14 protein-coding genes are annotated in these 17,608 nt (G+C 68.7%); all 14 read left to right on the top strand.

What is annotated here, in order from left to right:
* Positions 1–481: 481 nt before the first annotated feature.
* The 14 genes from ASD11_RS14380 to ASD11_RS14315 are packed head-to-tail and all read left to right on the top strand — an operon-like array spanning position 482 to position 17,507.
* The gene (locus ASD11_RS14380; RefSeq protein ID WP_082554465.1) at positions 482–1,327 is read left to right on the top strand and encodes an MlaE family ABC transporter permease; all 846 of its coding nucleotides are present in this window, start codon (positions 482–484) and stop codon (positions 1,325–1,327) included.
* A 10-nt stretch (positions 1,328–1,337) separates the two neighbouring features.
* Positions 1,338–2,204 (top strand): ABC transporter permease, encoded by an 867-nt coding sequence (locus ASD11_RS14375; protein WP_200940186.1) that lies wholly within the window; start codon positions 1,338–1,340, stop codon positions 2,202–2,204.
* A 32-nt stretch (positions 2,205–2,236) separates the two neighbouring features.
* Positions 2,237–3,055 carry an ABC transporter ATP-binding protein gene (locus ASD11_RS14370; RefSeq protein WP_056289078.1) on the top strand — a complete coding sequence of 273 codons (819 nt, stop codon included), beginning with the start codon at positions 2,237–2,239 and terminating at the stop codon, positions 3,053–3,055.
* 3 nt (positions 3,056–3,058) lie between these two features.
* The gene (locus ASD11_RS14365; RefSeq protein WP_056289077.1) at positions 3,059–4,291 is read left to right on the top strand and encodes an MlaD family protein; all 1,233 of its coding nucleotides are present in this window, start codon (positions 3,059–3,061) and stop codon (positions 4,289–4,291) included.
* Positions 4,288–5,700 carry an MlaD family protein gene (locus ASD11_RS14360; RefSeq protein WP_056289074.1) on the top strand — a complete coding sequence of 471 codons (1,413 nt, stop codon included), beginning with the start codon at positions 4,288–4,290 and terminating at the stop codon, positions 5,698–5,700. Before ASD11_RS14365 ends, ASD11_RS14360 begins: the two co-directional genes overlap by 4 nt.
* Positions 5,697–6,953 carry an MlaD family protein gene (locus tag ASD11_RS14355; protein ID WP_056289072.1) on the top strand — a complete coding sequence of 419 codons (1,257 nt, stop codon included), beginning with the start codon at positions 5,697–5,699 and terminating at the stop codon, positions 6,951–6,953. The genes ASD11_RS14360 and ASD11_RS14355 overlap by 4 nt, the downstream gene beginning before the upstream one ends.
* 4 nt (positions 6,954–6,957) lie before the next feature.
* Complete coding sequence (locus ASD11_RS14350) at positions 6,958–8,274, top strand: MlaD family protein (protein ID WP_056289069.1); 1,317 nt, start codon at positions 6,958–6,960, stop codon at positions 8,272–8,274.
* A complete protein-coding gene (locus tag ASD11_RS14345) occupies positions 8,271–9,509 on the top strand; it encodes an MlaD family protein (RefSeq protein ID WP_056289066.1) in 1,239 nt (412 codons plus the stop codon). Before ASD11_RS14350 ends, ASD11_RS14345 begins: the two co-directional genes overlap by 4 nt.
* Entirely contained in the window at positions 9,506–10,810 is a 1,305-nt protein-coding gene (locus ASD11_RS14340; RefSeq protein ID WP_056289063.1) for an MlaD family protein, read from the top strand. The genes ASD11_RS14345 and ASD11_RS14340 overlap by 4 nt, the downstream gene beginning before the upstream one ends.
* Positions 10,810–13,041, top strand: coding sequence for an MMPL family transporter (locus tag ASD11_RS14335; RefSeq protein ID WP_056289060.1), 2,232 nt, complete (start codon positions 10,810–10,812; stop codon positions 13,039–13,041). The genes ASD11_RS14340 and ASD11_RS14335 overlap by 1 nt, the downstream gene beginning before the upstream one ends.
* Complete coding sequence (locus ASD11_RS14330) at positions 13,038–14,102, top strand: peptidyl-prolyl cis-trans isomerase (RefSeq protein ID WP_056289059.1); 1,065 nt, start codon at positions 13,038–13,040, stop codon at positions 14,100–14,102. The genes ASD11_RS14335 and ASD11_RS14330 overlap by 4 nt, the downstream gene beginning before the upstream one ends.
* Positions 14,095–16,053, top strand: a complete 1,959-nt coding sequence (acs, locus tag ASD11_RS14325; RefSeq protein ID WP_056290378.1) for an acetate--CoA ligase — start codon at positions 14,095–14,097, stop codon at positions 16,051–16,053. Before ASD11_RS14330 ends, acs begins: the two co-directional genes overlap by 8 nt.
* Positions 16,054–16,056: 3 nt before the next feature.
* Entirely contained in the window at positions 16,057–16,809 is a 753-nt protein-coding gene (locus tag ASD11_RS14320) for a DsbA family protein (protein ID WP_056289054.1), read from the top strand.
* Positions 16,806–17,507, top strand: a complete 702-nt coding sequence (locus ASD11_RS14315) for a 2-phospho-L-lactate guanylyltransferase (RefSeq protein ID WP_156464795.1) — start codon at positions 16,806–16,808, stop codon at positions 17,505–17,507. Before ASD11_RS14320 ends, ASD11_RS14315 begins: the two co-directional genes overlap by 4 nt.
* The last annotated feature ends 101 nt before the right edge of the window (positions 17,508–17,608 follow it).

The raw sequence follows: 17,608 nt of genomic DNA, 5'->3' as shown, positions 1-17,608 counted from the left end.
GCCCGAGCTGCGAAAGCGGCTCGGGCACGTTTTTGTTTTAGTGCTAAGCAACAACGATTGACGACCACGGGGGTCACGGGTCGACGCGGAGCGTCTTTCGGTTGTGCGATGGTCATGCTCAGATCGGATAATTTGTTGTTGTAGCAACATATTTGCTGGGCGAAGCTCCCGGGGCCACCAGGCTCGACGAATTTGGCCCAGGTTTGCAGAGAATGTGACCGCGAACACAAAAAGTGCGTGACAAATGAGATTCTCATCACTAAGGTATCTCTTGTTCGACACTCCGGTCGGCCTTCCTGGCCGGCCCGAACCACCCCGCTGAAGCACCGTGCACCGCCACTCCACAGGCGCCCGGACCACGAGCGGACGACACGAGGGGGCCTCGCATGAGCCTGCGCCAGGAAACGACCATGACGTTGGACGCCGCCTGCGGCCACGCCGCTGCGTCGCGCGTCTGTCCGACGCACCCGGAGCGCTGCGCATGACCGCCACGGAGGCACGGCCGGCCGAGGAGACGACCAACCGGCCGATCAAGGTGCGCCAGGCGCCGCTCCCGGAGCGCGTGCTGCAGCCCATGGGGCAGATGGCCCTCCTGGCCGTCGTCGTCCTCTGGAGCGCCGTCCGTCACCCGCGGGGCTACTGGTCCGACGTCCGCGACCAGATGTTCAACGCGCTCAAGCTCTGCTGGATCCCGCTCACGGTCTCGACCGTGGCCTTCGGCTTCGGAGCTCCTGGTCTCCAGGGCGGCAACATCTACCTGCTCTTCGGCATCCCCGAGCGCCTCGGCTCGTTCTTCGTCATGGCGAGCGTGCGCGAGTTCGCGCCCTGGATCAACGCCATGATCGTCGCCGGCGTCGTCGGCGCGGCCATGACGGCGGACCTCGGAGCGCGTCGCATCCGCGAGGAGATCGATGCCATGGAGGTCCTGGGCATCGATCCGATCCGCGACCTCATCGTGCCGCGCGTCGTCGGCGTCATGCTGATCACGGGCCTGCTCGACCTGGTCTCCCTCTCCTTCGGAGTCATCGGCGGCTACCTCGCCTCCGTCCCGGTGCTGGGTGCCAGCACGGGCGCCTTCATGTCCAACTTCTACGCCAACGCGACACTCCCCGACCTGTGGGGCAGCGTCCTGAAGACCACGATGTTCGGCCTGATCATCGGCGTCGTCTGCTGCTACAAGGGCCTCACGGCCAAGGGCGGCCCCATCGGCGTCGGGCGCGCGGTCAACCAGGCCGTGGTCATCAGCTTCGCGATGATCTACATCACCAACTTCCTCTTCACGGCCATCCTGCTCGGGCTCAACCCTGACATGCAGGTCTACAAGTAAGGCCCGGATCATGACTGACATCCAGGAAGTGCGGCCGGAGACGCCGAAGCTCACGCCTCCGGAGCCGGAGGACACCGAGGTGACCTTCCGCTCCATGGTCGACGGCCTTCGCGCGTCGTTCACCACCGGTGGAGAGATCGCGGCGTTCTCGGCACAGACGTTCCGCGAGCTACCGACGCTGCGCCTCTACGTCGCGGAGGTCTTCCGCCAGTGCGGCATCCTCATCGTCGCGAGCGGGCTCATCATCTTCTCGATGGAGTTCGTCATCGGCACGATGTGCGGCACCGAGGCGAGCTACACGCTGAAGGCCATCGGAGCGCCGCTCTACACCGGGGTCTTCACCGTCTACTGCGGCCTGCGCGAGATGGCCCCCTACATGTTCGCCTACATCCTGGCCGCCAAGGTGGGCTGCGGCCTCGTGGCGGAGATCGGCTCCATGCGCATCGCGGAGGAGATCGACGCGATGGAGGTCATGGGCATCCGGTCACGCAGCTACCTCGTGGGCACGCGCCTCGCCGCGTCGTGGATCGCCTTCCCGTTCCTCTACTTCATCGGCCTCAGCTGCATGTACCTCGCCGAGTGGCTCGTCGCGGTCGTCCAGTACGGCACCGTGTCGGCCGGCGGCTACTCGCTCATCTTCTGGATGTTCCAGAACCCGCTCGACTTCGGGTTCTCGGTGGCCAAGGCGATGGTCATGGGGACCGTGATCGTGCTCGTCGGCTGCTACTACGGCTTCACCGCGAAGGGCGGTCCGGTCGGGGTCGGTGAGAACACCGCCAAGTCGATGATGGTGAACATGGTGCTGATCCACGTGGTCGGCCTTCTGTCCACCCAGCTCTTCTGGGGGATGGCCCCCAACGCACCCATCGCCAACTAGGCCCGTCCCTCTCGACCTCGAGGAGAACTCTCATGACCACGCTCACCATCAACGACCGCCCGCTGACGCCGCTCGCCTTCCCGACGACGGACGCTCCGAGCCACACGATGCAGGTGCGCAACCTGCACAAGAAGTTCGGAAGCTTCGAGGTGCTCACCGGCCTGGACATCGACTTCGCCGACGACGCCATCACCACCGTCCTCGGCCCGTCGGGGACCGGCAAAAGCGTGCTGCTCAAGCACCTCGTCGGGCTCCTCGAGCCCGACCAGGGTGAGGTCAAGGTCTTCGGCCAGGACATCTGGCAGCTCAAGGAGCAGGAGCGCTACGACCTGCGCAAGCGGTTCGGTGTGCTCTTCCAGGACGGCGCGCTCTTCGGCTCCATGAACATCTTCGACAACGTCGCCTTCCCCCTGCGCAAGCACACCGACATGGCTGAGAGCGAGATCGGTGACTTCGTCATGGCACGCATGGCTGAGGTCGGGCTCGAGCGATCGGCCCACAAGTTCCCGAGCGAGGTCTCGGGCGGCATGCGCAAGCGCGCCGGCTTTGCGCGTGGTCTGATCCTCAACCCCGACATCGTCCTTTTCGACGAGCCGGACTCAGGCCTCGACCCCGTGCGCACCAGCCTGCTGTGCGACCTCATCAAGCAGATGCACGAGGAGCACGGCGGCACCTACCTTCTGGTCACGCACAACATCTCGGCCGCCCGGACCTGCAGCGACTACGTCGGCATGATCTGGAAGGGCAAGCTCGTCCACTACGGGGACTGCGAAGAGGCCTTCAACAGCGACGACCCGTTCGTCCGTCAGTTCCTCGCGGGTGAGTCCGCCGGACCGCTGGGGATGGACTGACCCATGGTGCTCAAGAGACGACTGCCCTGGGTGGTCGCGATCGTTCTCGCCGCGGCGGGCCTCCTCTTCCTGAGGGGCGGTGGCGACGAGTACACCGTCGACGTCGTGATGCCCTCGGCCACGAACCTCGTTCCTGGCTCGCCCGTGAAGATCGACGGCTTCGACGCCGGCAAGGTCCGTGACCTTCAGGTCAAGGGCGGCAAGGCCGTCGTGACGGTCGGGGTGAGCGAGGACTTCGCCCCGCTGCATGACGGCACCTCGGCCCAGATCTCCTGGAAGGCACTGCTCGGCGAGCGCATCCTCGAGCTCCAGCCCGGCGCGGACAAGAACGCCGAGATCCCGAGCGGAGGCCTCCTCAAGGGGACGTCGGACCGGGTGGAGCTCGACCAGGTCCTGGCCGCGCTCGATCCCACGACGCGCAAGCGGCTGAACACGCTGCTCGCGTCGCTCGACTCCACGCTGGACGGCAGCCAGGACGACCTGAGTCGCACCCTGGCGCAGGCCGGCCCGGCCGTCCAGGCCGTGGGTGAGGTCGTCCGCGCTGTCGGCGACGACGGCCCGGCCATCCGCAACCTGGTCAAGCAGCTCGACGCGATGACCCAGGTCGTCGCCGGTCGCCAGGACGAGGTCGCCTCGACCGTCTCGTCGTTCTCGACGATGGTCTCGCAGGTCGCTGCCCAGCGATCGGCTCTCCAGGAAGGCATCGACGAGCTGCCTGAGACCCTCAAGGCGGCGCGCTCCACCCTCGACGAGGTGCCGTCCACCGTTGACGAGGCCAAGCCTCTGGTCGACGACCTGGCACCGGCCGCGCAGCGGCTCCCGGGTCTCGTGAAGTACCTGCAGCCCGTCATGCAGGACCTGCAGCCCGCGGTCGCCTCGCTGCGGCCCACCCTGCAGTCGTTGCAGTCCTTGCTCGGTGTCACGCCCGGCCTCCTCGACGAGACGCACGAGACGCTCCCGGGACTGAACGACGCGGCCGACAGCGCAGCGCCCGCACTCGGGTTCCTGCGCCCCTACATGCCCGAGCTGGCCGGCTGGCTCTCCAACTGGGCCTCGGCCGCGGGCAACTACGACAGCAACGGCCACTACATGCGAACCGTCATCCAGGAAGGCGCATCGAGCGTGAACGTCAACCCCGGCATCATGCCGCCCGGCATCACGCGTGACGCCCAGCGCGACCCCGGCGAGAACGAGGGTCAGTCCTGGACGGACGCCACGGGAAGTGGTCTGCGATGAACGCCGAACGTCTCGGCGGTGGCCGCGGTCTCGCCGTCATCGCGATCTGCGCACTGATGATCTCCGTGGGCCTGGTGGGTGCCCTCGCCTCCGACGGAGACGGCGACGCCATCTACTACGCGAAGCTCAAGGACGCGAGCCCCCTCATCGAGGGCAACGACGTCAAGATCTCCGGCGTTCGCGTCGGCACGATCGACTCCATCGAGGTGGACGGCGGTGTCGCCAAGGTCGGCATGAAGCTCGACCCGGCCGGACTGCCTCTTCATGACGATGCGAAGGCCACGGTCCGCCCGGTGTCGCTCCTCGGTGAGCGCTTCCTCGAGCTCGACCGCGGATCGGCCGAGGCCCCGGCGCTCACGGCGGGTGGCACCATCCCGACGAGCCGTACCGGCAACGCCACCGACCTCGACCAGGTGTTGAACGTCCTGGACGAGCCGACGGCACAGTCACTCGCCGCGTTCGTCACGACGATGGGTGAGGGCCTCGACGGCAACGGCAAGAACGCCGACGCCGCGATCAAGACGATGCAGCCGGCCATGCAGGACACGCAGAGGCTGGCCGCGCTGCTCGACGACCAGAGCGACGTCTTGACGAGTCTCATCGACAGCATCCAGCCGCTCTCGAGCGCGCTCGCCGCCGACGAGGGCAAGCGACTCGACAGCCTGGTCTCCACAGCCGAGAAGCTGCTGTCCACCACCTCCTCGAAGGAGGGCGAGCTGGACCAGACACTGGCCAGGCTCCCCGACACGCTGGCCGTCGCGCGCAAGACGCTGAAGCTCCTGCACTCGACGGCCGACGGTGCCACGCCGACGCTGAAGGGCCTCCGTCCCACGACGGACGAGCTCACCGCGATCAGCGACGAGCTGACCTCGTTCCTCGAGGTCGCCGACCCGGCCCTGCAGTCGGCGGACCCTCTCCTGCAGCGTGCAGACGACCTGCTGGGGGAGGCGCGGCCTGTCGTCGCCTCGCTGCGAAAGTCCGCTCCGGGACTCAGCAAGACCCTGGACGGGGCCCGCCCTGTCGGTCGTGCCCTCCTGGACAACCTCACCAACGTCCTGGACTTCGTCCGCTTCTGGGCCCTCACGACCAACGGTGAGGACGGCCTCAGCAACTACTTCCGTTCGCACGCCGTGGTGACGGCCGAGCCGGTCACGGGTCTGATCCCGGGACTCGGCGACCTGGCCGGTGGGACTGAGCAGGCGGGTGGCGCCGCCGACCCGGACGGCCCCGGCTCCTCGACCGACCTGCCTGACCTGGCCGGGGTGCCTCTCCTGGGCGACGTCCTCGACGGACTCCTCGGCAGCTCCAGCAAGCCGACGGTCAGGCCTACCAAGACGCCGAGCCCCACGGGGCTCACCGAGAAGCAGGAGTCTTCCTTGATTGATCAGCTGATGGGGGCCCTCGGATGAAGTCCTCACGCCACAGCGTCACTGTCCTCGGGCTGCTCGTCATCCTGGGCTTCGTGGCCGCGCTCTACACGGCCATCTTCGCCAGCACCGGCCTGCCCGGGCAGACCCACACCGTGGTGAAGGCCCGGTTCAGCGAGGTGGGAGGCCTGCGCGTCGGCGACGACGTCCGCCAGGCGAGCTCCCGCGTCGGGCAGGTCCGATCGATCGACCTCCAGAAGGACGTCGCCGTCGTGACGCTCCAGCTCGATGGCGATCGATCGGTCTACAAGGACGCCAAGGCCCGCCTCTGGGCACGGTCGTCCCTGGGTCAGAACTTCGTCGAGCTCTCCCCCGGCACGGCGAAGGCGGGGTCCCTCGGGACCGCCGAGATCGCGCAGACCAGCACGACTCCGGCGTCTGAGCTCGACGACCTGCTCTCGGTGCTCGACAAGCCGACGCGAACGGCGCTGGCGACCACGTTGCGCGAGACGGGCGGCGGTCTGTCCGGCCACAGCCAGGACTTCAGCGCCTTCCTCAAGAACGGCGCACCGATCCTGAAGGACCTCGGCACCGTCTCGCAGGCGGCGACCTCCGACCAGGCCGACCTGCCGGCGCTCCTCGCCTCGGCAGACCGGCTGGCGAGCCGGTTCGAGGGCAACGAGGAAGCCGTCACGTCGCTCCTCGGTCAGCTGGACGACACCCTGGCCGCTGTTGGCGCGGACGAGGGGAACGACCTGACCGAGATCCTCGAGAAGGCACCCTCGACCCTCGACGAGACGAAGCAGGCGCTCGGCTCGCTGCAGGAGCCCCTTGCGGACCTCGACGTCACCGTCAACGAGATCAAGCCCGGCGCCGAGGCGATGGGACGGGCCACGTCCGACCTGCGCAAGACGCTCCGGGACGGCCGCAAGCCGCTCGGCAAGGTGCCCGACGTGGCCGACCAGGCCGAGCCCGCCCTCGAGGACCTGACGGACATGATGGCCGACGCCCGACCGCTCGCGCCCAAGCTGGAGAAGACCTTCAAGGCCACGAGCTCCGCAGCGCAGTACATGGCTCCGTATGCGGCTGAGATCTCGCAGTTCTTCGACTACTGGTCGTCGGCCAACGGCAGCGGTGACGCGTCGGGGCACTGGCTGAGGCTCGGCTTCGTCGTGCGGCCGGAGACGGTGCTCAGCGCGACGAACCTGAAGGATCCGCTGTCCCACCGCAACACGTACCCCAAGCCCGGCCAGGCCCAGAAGGACCGCGCCGACACTCTTCTGGGAAACAGGTGACCTCATGGTGAACCACGTCGTACGCCGGATCCGCGCGGTCCCGCCGCGCCACATCGGCCTCATCATGCTGGCCACGGTGCTGCTGCTCGGAGTCGCGCTGTTCCAGAAGCAGAAGATCTCCACCGTGGCACGACCCGGGGAGGTGGTCACCGCGAAGTTCACCGGGGACTACCGCCTGCGTGACTACGTCACGAAGGTGAAGATCGCAGGAGTCTCGGTGGGCGTCGTCACCAAGGTCTCGTCCACCGACGACGGCCACGCCCTGGTGAAGATGAAGGTCGACGGGGGGACGCGAGAGATCCTGCGTTCCTCGCCCACCGCGGCCATCCGCCCGGCGACGCTGCTCGGCGGCAACTACTACGTCGACCTCGTGCCCCGCGGAGAGCGGCGCCCGCTCGACCACACGATCGCGGCCAAGAACACCACGCTCCCGGTGGAGCTGGACCGCGTGGCGGACGCGCTCACGCCGACCGTGCGCAGCAGCATCCAGAACACGACGCGCGACCTGGCCAGGACGCTCGACGCCGACGGCCAGCGCGAGGTCAAGCAGCTCCTGCGCGACGCGCCTGACGTCCTCCAGGACGGGACACCAGTGGTGGCCGCCCTGCGCGGCAACAACCCGGACCAGGACCTCACGAGGCTCGTGTCCGACCTCGAGACCGCCGCGTCGGTGATGACCGCCAAGCGCGGCGAGCTGGACGCCTCCCTGCGCAGCCTCTCGCAGGTCAGTGGCGTGCTGGGTCGCCAGGGCGACGACGTCGCCCGGGCCGTCGGGGACCTCCCGACGACGCTCCGCACCACTCGAACCGGACTCGACGCGCTGTCCTCCACCCTGGGTGAGGTGCGCAGCACGGCGGACGATGCGCGCCCTGCCGTGAAGCAGCTCGACCCGCTCTTCGAGCACCTTGAGCCCGCGCTGCGCGAGGCGGCCCCACTGCTCCAGGACCTCCCCGCGACGCTCGCCGACCTCGAGCCCGTGGTGCGCCAGCTCGTCCCCACCGCGACGACCGCCACTGACGTCCTCGGGGACGTCGAGGGCTCGCCGCTCGACCGTCTGAACGGACCTGTCATGGACACCGTTCTCTCGCCCTGGAAGGGCGAGAAGGGCGGACCGTACGAGACCAGCGGAAACTCCACGCCCTTCTACAAGGAGCTCGCCTACATGTTTGCCGGCCTGAACGACTCCGCCAAGGAGACCGACAGCAACGGCGCCACCCTCGGGTTCCAGCCCGGCATCGGCGTCGGCAGCCTCTCAGGCCTGCCGATAAGTCTCGAGAAGGTCATCGGCGGCATTCTTTACCCGAACGGAAGTGGACGATGAGCTCCTTTGGTCCTCGCATCAGTCGAGCCTGGGACCGCACCCGGACGATCCCCGGGCTCGGTCGCGATGTCGCCGTCCTCGTCCTTCTCGTCGTCGTCGGGTTCGGAGCGGCCGGGTTCATCCTCGCCAACCAGCGGGTCGACTGGCCGTGGCAGCACCGGTTCGAGTTCAAGGCCGACTTCGTCGAGACGCCCGGCATCAGCCCCAACAACGGGCAGGAGGTCCGCATCGCCGGTGTCACCGTCGGGTCCATCAAGGCGGCCGACGTCACCGACTCCGGTCACGCTCGGCTGACCCTCTCGATCGAGGAGGGTCACACGATCTACCGCAACGCGCGACTGATCCTCCGCCCCAAGACGCCGCTGAACGACATGTACGTCGAGATGAGCGCGGGCACGCCGGGCGCCAAGCCGCTGAAGGAGGACGGCGTCATCGCGGTGGCGCAGACCGACCACCCGGTCCAGGTCGACGCGGTCCTGCAGAACCTCGACGAGCAGACGCGCGACGCCCTCTCGAGCCTGCTCGACGAGTCCGACGTCGCCCTCGCCAGCGCACCGCAGAAGCTGTCCGGCGGCCTCGAGGCCACCGACGAGACCATCAAGAAGTTCGACCCGGTCTTCGAGGCGCTCAAGACCCGTCGGGAGAAGATCTCCCAGCTGGTCACGTCGCTCTCCCAGATCTCGACGGCCGTCGGAGGCAACGACGAGCGGCTTGCGCGCTTGAGCACGGCCCTGCGCACGACGCTCGACACCGTGGCCGCGCGCGACGGAGAGCTGCAGTCGTCGCTGGGCGAGCTGCCGGGCGTGGTCGACGAGCTCCGCGGCGCGACCGGGAGCGTGACGGACCTCAGCAAGGAGCTGAACCCGACGCTGAAGAGCGTGCGATCCGCCTCCGAGGACCTGCCGCCGGCGCTCGAGCGACTGACCTCCTTCTCCGACGAGCTGGGCAAGACGGCCAAGACCGCTCGTCCCGTCGTCGCGAAGGCGCGGCCGATCGCTGCCGACCTGCGTCCGATCGTCGGACACGTGCGGAGCACGGTCGACGACGCTCAGGTGCTGACCCGCGACCTGGACGCCTCGACCAAGAAGCTCGTCTCCTACCTCACGGACCTCCGAGCGTTCATCTACAACACCAACTCGGTCGTGAGCCTGAAGGACGCCAACGGCGGCATCCTCCGCGGTCAGGCGCAGCTCAACCTCACGTCCCTGCCCATCGCGCTCGGAGGCACCCGATGAAGATCCCCCACGCCATCCAGCCGAAGCTTCGCGGCGGGATCCTCGCGACGTTCATCGGCGCCTGTGTGCTCGTGTTCGGCTACCTCTGGATCAACATGGGCGGCACCATCCCGGTGGTCACGAACGACGGCTATCGGGTCAGCGTCCCGATGGAGGACGTCGACAACATGGTCTACGACTCCGACGTCCGCATGGCCGGCGTGAGGATCGGCAAGGTGCGCGGCATGGAGGTCGAGGACGGCGCGGCCCAGGTGCTGCTCCAGATCGACGCCGACACCGTCACGCCCCTCCACGACGGAGTGAAGATCCGACTCCGGTCGAAGTCGCTCGTGGAGGAGACGTACGTCGAGATCGAGGACGGGTCCGGCGCCGACCTCGCGAACGGAACCCGCTTGGACGCGAAGGCGGTCCAGCCGCCCGTCCAGCTGCACGACGTCCTCACGAGCCTCGACAAGCCCACCCGGGCCTCGCTCGGCAGCGCCATCCGGTCGCTGGGTGAGAGCACGGACGGCCGCAAGGCCTCGGTCGACCAGGTGGCCGGAGGACTCGGTGACCTCGGTGTGGAGGGGCACGACGTCATGGACGCGCTAGCGGACCAGTCCAAGGAGCTCAAGAGCATGGTGCGGCAGACGACCTCGCTCGTCGACGCCCTTGACACGCGACAGGGACAGATCGTCACCCTCGTGAAGGACGCCGATCGACTCACGAAGGCGACGGCCGCGAGTCGTGAGGACCTCCAGGCGACGATGCGTGAGCTTCCCGGAGTGCTGGACAGCGCGAAGGAAGCGACCGGCAGCCTCGGCGAGCTCTCCGAGTCCCTGACCCCCGTCGCAGCCGACCTCAGGACTGCAGCGCCGAAGCTGAACGACTCGCTCGTCGAGCTGCCGGCCGTGACGGCCGATCTGCGAGGACTGCTCCCCGCGCTCGACGGGACGCTCGACCGACTGCCCAAGACGCTGAAGAAGGTCCCGGCCGTGGCCAAGGATGGTCAGGAGATCATCCCGACCACCCGCACCGCGCTGGCCGACCTCAACCCGATGCTGACCTATCTGAGCCCCTACGCCCCTGACCTCACGGCCTTCTTCACCAACTGGGGCGCCATGATGCAGCACCAGGACGCCAACGGGCACTACCTGCGGATCATGCCCGTCCTCAGCGAGGCTGCGGTGAAAAGCCTGCCCATCAGCACGCACGTCGGCTTCCTCAACCGGTCCAACGCTTACCCGCTGCCGGGTGGGGCCCTCAACCCGGGCTCGCCGTTCTCCGGTGCATACCCGAGGGTCATGAGGGACGAGCGGTGATGAGCGGGCGTTCGCCGAAGGTGGTGCTGCTGCTCGGCCTGGGCGCAGCGCTGCTGGTGGCGTTCGTCCTGCTCGGGATGTCTCGACTGCACGTGGGCTCCCAGTACGAGTCGTTCCTCCCGGCCGACGACGCCGTCGCCGCCGAGATGCGTGACGTCGCCGACTCGTTCGGCGGCGACCCGCTCGTCGTCCTCGTCGAGTACGACGAGGACAAGCCACTCGAAGAGAGCGCCAACCTCGCCAAGCTCTTGAGGGCCGAGGGGCGTCTGGCCGCGCTCGACCATGTGGCCGCCGTCTACGGACCCGCCACGACCCTCAACCAGACGGCGATCCAGGTGCAGAACCTGCTCGCCTCGATCTCAGGGTTCCGCGACGGTCTGAAGGAGAAGGGTGACAAGGCGGCCTACGAGGCGTTCGAGAAGCGATACGGCTCGCTGGTCGTCCGGGGGCTGCCGGCGGGTCTGCCGACGCTCAAGAATCCCTCTTTCGTCACGTCGGTCATCTATGACGCGGACGGTCGGGTGCGTCCCCAGTGGCAGCATCTCGTCCCCTCGGAGAAAGCCGTCGCGCTCCTGGTCCGACCGCGGGCCGGGCTCCACCAGGGGGAGACCGACCGTGTGGTGCGGGAGGTGCGGCGCACGATGGACGCCTCCGACCTGGGCCAGAAGAAGATCACGCTGGCCGGTGTCCCGTCCTTGACCCGCGACCTGACGCGGACGGTGGGGCTGGAGACGCCGCTGCTCGGTGCCGTCGCGCTCCTGGCCGTGGCCGCTTGCCTGTGGCTGACGCCCTGGGTTCGAAGCCGTCGACGCCGGCTCCGGCCGTTGCTTCCCATGGCCGCTGCGGTCCTGGGGACTTTGGCGGTGCTCGGTTGGTCCGGCCGCTCGCTGTCCCTCGGAGTGGTCGCCTTCCTGCCCGTGCTGCTCGGTCTCGGCACCTACTACCCCATCTACCTGGCCCAGAGGGCCCACCGTCGACTCATCCTCGGTGTCGCGCTGGCCGCGGCGGCATCCTTCGGGTCGCTCGCGCTCTCGCCCCTGCCCTTCGTGCGCGACCTCGGGCTCGCGGTGGCCGTCGGGATCCTCCTGGTCCTCGTCTGCTCCACCGCCGTCGAGAAGCTCTTGGGGAGCACCGACGACGAACTCTTCGACCACCGGGCTGACACGCCCAACCCGGCCTTGCCGCGAGCCTCTGTGCTGGTACGTGGTGCCACCCCGGTCGTGCTCGCGCTCGCCGTCGCGGGGTGGGCGCTGCTTCCCAAGCTGCCTATCCAGACCGATCCTGAACAGCTGCTCGGCGGTCTCTCGGGACTGGCCTCCGCGCAGCACGTGGAGGACGTGCTGGGCTTCTCCGGCCAGCTCGACGTCGTCGTCGACGGCGACGACGTGCTCAGGCCAGAGGTGCTGACCTGGCTCCGGGGGGTCCAGGACGAGATCGTCACCGACCACGGCGACCGTCTCCGACCTGTCGCCTCTCCGGTCGACGTGCTCGGGTTCCTCGGCCGCTCACCCACCGCTGCGCAGGTCGATGCTGCGATGGAGCTCCTCCCGGCCTACCTCACCGGCGCCGTGGTCACCCCTGGGCGAGACCGGTTGGTGCTCTCCTTCGGTGCCGAGCTGCGCCGGATCGACGAGCAGCGCGCGATCGTCGCGGACGTCCGGCAGACTCTCGACGATCCGCCGGCGGGCTACGACGTCCGGGTATCGGGCATCCCGGTAGCGGCCGTGCACGGATACGACGTCGTGTCGGCCGATCGGTACCTCGCCAACCTCGTGGGCATCGTCGCGGCGGGCCTCGCGCTCCTGCTCGTCCTGCGTCGTCGGCTGGACGCCCTGCGGGGTGTGGTGGCCGCTCTGCTGGCGAGCGGCGTGGGGATGTTCGCCGTCTGGCTGACCGGCATCGACCTGACACCGATCACCTTCGCCCTCGGATCCCTCATGGCAGCGGCGAGCGGAGAGTTCGCCGTGCTCATGGCTGCGGCACGTCGGCAGGGTGACCCGGCCCTGCACCGGTCGGTCCTGCTCGCTGCCACGCTCTCAGCACTGGGCTACGCAGCCCTGCTGCTGTCGTCCCTCGACCTCGTGCGGCAGTTCGGCCTCGTCCTCATGGCATCCGTCGGCCTCGCCGTGGTCGCAGCCTCCTGCGTCACCTGGATGGTGCCGCGTCGCCCCGAGGAGCACGCGCTCGAGTTCACCCGGGTCGAGACCGAGAAGGAGCTGGTGGACGCATGACCAGTCGTGTCGCACCCAGCCCGCGCGTCGTCGCGGTGGCCGTCGGCCTCGTCGCCGTCGCGGTCCTCGCCGTGGTGCTTGTCATCCTCCGCACGTCGGGCCTTCCGGAGGGGGTCGCCTTCCGTGTGGCTGGAGACGACGTGAGCACCGAGACCGTCGACGACCGAGTCGGAGTCCTCGAGGCGCTCTACGGCATCGAGGAGCCGGCGGGATCCAAGGCACGCGACGCCTACCGCCGCGAGACGGCCAAGGCCGTCGCCGTCTCGATGGTCATCGATCGCCGGGCCGCCTCGCGCTCGATCACGGTCTCCGACCGCGACGTCGACGCCGAGGAGAAGAAGTTCATCGATCAGCAGTACGCCCAGGACGGCCGCGAGGGATTCGTCCGAGCGCTCGGTGAGCGCGGCGCGTCCGAGAAGCAGGTCCGAGAAGAGCTGCGACAGCAGATGGTCGTCAGCCGTCTCTTCGACGAGCTGACGAAGGACGTGACCGTGACTGATGCGGACGTCGCAGCAGCCTTCACGGAGCGCCGCGCCGACCTCGCTGTCCCCGAGCGCCGACGCGTCCGGAACATCGTCGTGCAGACCGCCAAGGAGGCTCAGCACGTCCTTGCAGTCGTCGGGCGGGAGAAGTTCGCTGATGCTGCCGCCTCGCTCAGCCTCGACGGGGCGACCAAGGACAAGGGCGGCGATCTCGGCCTGGTGGCAGAGGCAGAGCTCGACGAGGAGTTCGGCAGGGCCGCATTCGCCGCGCGTCGTGGACAGCCCTTCGGCCCGGTCAAGACCACGCACGGCTGGAACGTCGGCGTCGTCGACGTCATCGAGCCTCCCGAGAACCCGACCCTCGCCGAGGTCAAGACCGAGCTCCGGGCTGCTCTGCGCGCAGAGCGAGCCGTGGCGATCTGGAGGTCCTGGCTCGAGAAGCAGGTGGCCGGGGCTGACGTCGAGTATGCGGACTCCTACCGCCCCGACGATCCAGAAGCCCTTCCCGACGCCCCGCAGCTGTCGACGTCCGGGTCGGCCGCCGACTCGCTCCGACCAGAAGGTGACGACCGTGAATGACCTGGCCCTCAGCAACCTCGCCCACGAGGACCGGACGTTCGACCCACCAGGCGACCTGGCTGCCCGTGCCAACGTCTCGGCCGAGGTCTACGCCGAGGCCGACGCGGACCCGGAGGCGTTCTGGGGACGGCAGGCCGAGCGCCTGGACTGGGGCACTCCGTTCACACGCGTCCTCGACTGGTCCAAGGCTCCCTTCGCCAAGTGGTTCGTCGGGGGACGACTCAACGCTGCCTACAACTGCGTCGACCGGCACGTCGAGAACGGGCTGGGCGACAAGGTCGCGCTGCACTTCGTGGGCGAGCCCGGCGACACCCGTGCCATCACGTACAGCCAGCTCAAGGACGAGGTCTCCCAGGCCGCCAACGCCCTCATCGACCTGGGTGTGAAGGCCGGCGACCGGGTGGCCATCTACCTGCCGATGATCCCTGAGGCTGTCATCGCGATGCTCGCGTGCGCCCGCCTCGGTGCCCCGCACACGGTGGTCTTTGGTGGCTTCAGCGCTGACGCGCTCTCCAGCCGCATCCTCGACTGCGACGCCAAGGTCGTCATCACGGCCGACGGCGGGTACCGCCGGGGTAAGGCATCAGCTCTCAAGCCGGCCGTCGACGAGGCGCTCCAGGCGTGCCCCGGAGTTGTCAGTGTGCTGGTCGTCCGTCGGACCGGCGAGGACGTCGCCTGGACGGGGGGACGGGACGTGTGGTGGCACGACGTCGTGACCTCGGCGTCGACGACGCACGTGCCTCAGCTCTTCGACTCCGAGCACCCGCTCTACGTGATGTACACGTCGGGCACGACCGGGGCCCCGAAGGGCATCCTCCACACCACAGGTGGCTACCTCGTCCAGGCCGCGTACACGTTCTGGGCCACGTTCGACCACAAGCCCGACTCCGACGTCTACTGGTGCACCGCCGACGTCGGCTGGGTGACCGGCCACTCCTATATCGTCTACGGGCCGCTGGCCGAGGGCGCCACCCAGGTGCTCTACGAGGGCACCCCCGACACCCCGCACAAGGGCCGCTGGTGGGAGATCATCGCCGAGTACGGCGTCACGCTCTTCTACACCGCGCCCACTGCGATCCGCACGTGCATGAAGTGGGGCGAGCAGATCCCCGCCGAGCACGACCTGAGCAGCCTGCGGGTCCTGGGCTCCGTTGGTGAGTCGATCAACCCCGAGGCCTACGTCTGGTACCGCGAGAACATCGGCGGCGGCAAGACGCCCATCGTCGACACGTGGTGGCAGACCGAGACCGGCGCCCACATGATCACCCCGCTGCCGGGCGTCACCTCCGGGAAGCCGGGCTCGGCGATGACGGCCTTCCCCGGCATCTCGGTGGAGGTGGTGGACGATGCCGGTGAGCCCGTGGGCAACGGCGAGGGCGGCTACCTCGTCATCACCGAGCCCTGGCCCTCGATGCTCCGCACCATCTGGGGCGACGACGAGCGCTACAAGGAGACCTACTGGTCGAGGTGGCCTGATTACTACTTCGCGGGCGACGGCGCCAAGAAGGACGACGACGGCGCCATCTGGCTGCTCGGCCGGGTCGACGACGTCATGAACGTCTCGGGCCACCGCCTCTCCACCACCGAGATCGAGTCGGCCCTCGTGTCGCACCCGTCGGTGGCCGAGGCAGCCGTCGTCGGCGCTGCCGACGACACCACCGGCCAGGCCGTCGTGGCGTTCGTGATCCTGCGCGAGTCGGCCAAGGACGTCGAGGACGTCTCCGCCGACCTGCGCGCCCACGTGGCCAAGGAGATCGGCCCCATCGCCAAGCCCCGCCAGGTGATGGTCGTGCCCGAGCTCCCCAAGACCCGCTCGGGCAAGATCATGCGCCGCCTCCTGCGCGACGTCGCCGAGAACCGCGAGGTCGGCGACGCCACCACCCTGGCCGACTCATCCGTGATGGCGCTCATCACCGCCGGGATCGTCGACGCGAAGAACGACGAGGACTGACCGATGCAGGACGTGGATCGTGAAGCGACGCGGGACCTCGAGGAGGAGCGGGAGCTCGAGGTTCGTCGCCGGCGCAGCCGCATCACCTTCTGGGTGGTCTTCGTCATCCCGATCGTCGCCGTCCTGGTAATTACCGTGTCGGCACGCCTCGGCGGTACAGCGGACCCCGACAAGTACCCGCGCCCCGACGGCACGAGCGACTCCTTCGGGGTGCTTCCCGCTCCCACCAGTGGGCCGGCCGGAAACTCGAGCTCGGCGGTGCGAATCGAGATCTACGAAGACTTTCAGTGTCCGGGCTGTCGAGCGCTGGAGAGGTCGGCGCGGACGTTCCTCGACGCCCAGGCATCCCTCGGCAAGGTGATCGTGGTCGATCACCCCTTCTCGATCCTCGACGAGGTCGGCCACAGCCCGAACCGGTACTCCCACCGCGCCACCAACGCAGCCCTGTGCGTGCTCGACGCGGCGGGCCCCGAGGCTTACGCAGGCATGCGGGACGCGCTGTTCGCGGCGCAGCCGGACGAGGGCCGGGACGGACCGAGCAACGCGAGCCTTGCTCGGAGCGCCGAGTCGGTCGGCGTCCCGACGGCATCGGCCTGCATCACCGGCGAGACCTATGTGCCGTGGATCGACGAAGCACGCAAGGCCGGCTTCGCCCGGGGCGTCACCGGGACGCCCACGGTCTTCGTGAACGGGCGCATGCGCGACATCAAGAACAAGGGCGACTTCGCCCGGGTCATCAAGGAGGCACAGTCATGACATCAACCGGATGGACCGTGGTCGTCCCGGTCGCCACGTGGCGACTGCACGAGTCGCGGCTGGGCCTTCCCTTGGCGCGGGCCAACGCTATGCGCACGGCGTTCGCGCTCGACACGATCGCTGCCATCAGAGCGTGCGAGCACGTCGGTGCGCTGGTCGTCGTCTCGGCGCAGCCCGACGTCGTGGCCTCGTGCCGACGGATGGCCGTGCCGGTGCTAGCCGGACCCGGGCTCATGTCCGGCGACCCGCTCAACGCCGCCGTCGACGCCGGCCGCAGGTGGGCCGTGCTCCACCGGCGGGACGCTCCTGTCGTCGTGGTGCCGTCGGACCTGCCATGCCTCACGCCCAGCGCGCTGTCCAGCACGCTCGGCGTCCTCGCCACGAGGGCGACCGCTCACGTGCCGGATGCCGTCTCGCGCAGCACGACCCTGATCTCAGCCCTCAACGCGGCGGTCTTGCAGCCCGCCTACGGGGGAAACTCGACCCTGACCCACTCCGTGCTGGGCAGCTGGGCGGCGCTCGGCGTGCCGATCGAGGTCCGTCGCGACGTGGACACGGCCGAGCACCTGACGCAGGCGCTCGCCATCGGCGTGGGCCCGGCCACCGCAGCAGCGTGGGAGAGGTTCGGAATCCAGCCAGCGCCGCGCCGCCGGCCCCGTCGCGTGGCCTCGCTCGAGCGCACACCGGTCGCGGTCTGAGGGGGTGGTCATGGCACGGTCAACGACGATGGAGAATCCGAGCGGCCCGGTCGTCCGGCGCATCGAGGTCCGCAGGGTCGCTGCCCCACCTCCGGTGGAGG

Source organism: Aeromicrobium sp. Root495 (genome assembly GCF_001426755.1).
GTDB lineage: Bacteria > Actinomycetota > Actinomycetes > Propionibacteriales > Nocardioidaceae > Aeromicrobium.
This window is presented reverse-complemented; position numbering and strand designations above follow the sequence as displayed.

Bases quoted from the DNA above. Each gene is read 5' to 3' on its own strand.
- ASD11_RS14380 (WP_082554465.1), top strand. From the start codon at position 482: ATGACCGCCACGGAGGCACGGCCGGCCGAGGAGACGACCAACCGGCCG.
- ASD11_RS14375 (WP_200940186.1), top strand. From the start codon at position 1,338: ATGACTGACATCCAGGAAGTGCGGCCGGAGACGCCGAAGCTCACGCCT.
- ASD11_RS14370 (WP_056289078.1), top strand. From the start codon at position 2,237: ATGACCACGCTCACCATCAACGACCGCCCGCTGACGCCGCTCGCCTTC.
- ASD11_RS14365 (WP_056289077.1), top strand. From the start codon at position 3,059: ATGGTGCTCAAGAGACGACTGCCCTGGGTGGTCGCGATCGTTCTCGCC.
- ASD11_RS14360 (WP_056289074.1), top strand. From the start codon at position 4,288: ATGAACGCCGAACGTCTCGGCGGTGGCCGCGGTCTCGCCGTCATCGCG.
- ASD11_RS14355 (WP_056289072.1), top strand. From the start codon at position 5,697: ATGAAGTCCTCACGCCACAGCGTCACTGTCCTCGGGCTGCTCGTCATC.
- ASD11_RS14350 (WP_056289069.1), top strand. From the start codon at position 6,958: ATGGTGAACCACGTCGTACGCCGGATCCGCGCGGTCCCGCCGCGCCAC.
- ASD11_RS14345 (WP_056289066.1), top strand. From the start codon at position 8,271: ATGAGCTCCTTTGGTCCTCGCATCAGTCGAGCCTGGGACCGCACCCGG.
- ASD11_RS14340 (WP_056289063.1), top strand. From the start codon at position 9,506: ATGAAGATCCCCCACGCCATCCAGCCGAAGCTTCGCGGCGGGATCCTC.
- ASD11_RS14335 (WP_056289060.1), top strand. From the start codon at position 10,810: ATGAGCGGGCGTTCGCCGAAGGTGGTGCTGCTGCTCGGCCTGGGCGCA.
- ASD11_RS14330 (WP_056289059.1), top strand. From the start codon at position 13,038: ATGACCAGTCGTGTCGCACCCAGCCCGCGCGTCGTCGCGGTGGCCGTC.
- ASD11_RS14320 (WP_056289054.1), top strand. From the start codon at position 16,057: ATGCAGGACGTGGATCGTGAAGCGACGCGGGACCTCGAGGAGGAGCGG.
- ASD11_RS14315 (WP_156464795.1), top strand. From the start codon at position 16,806: ATGACATCAACCGGATGGACCGTGGTCGTCCCGGTCGCCACGTGGCGA.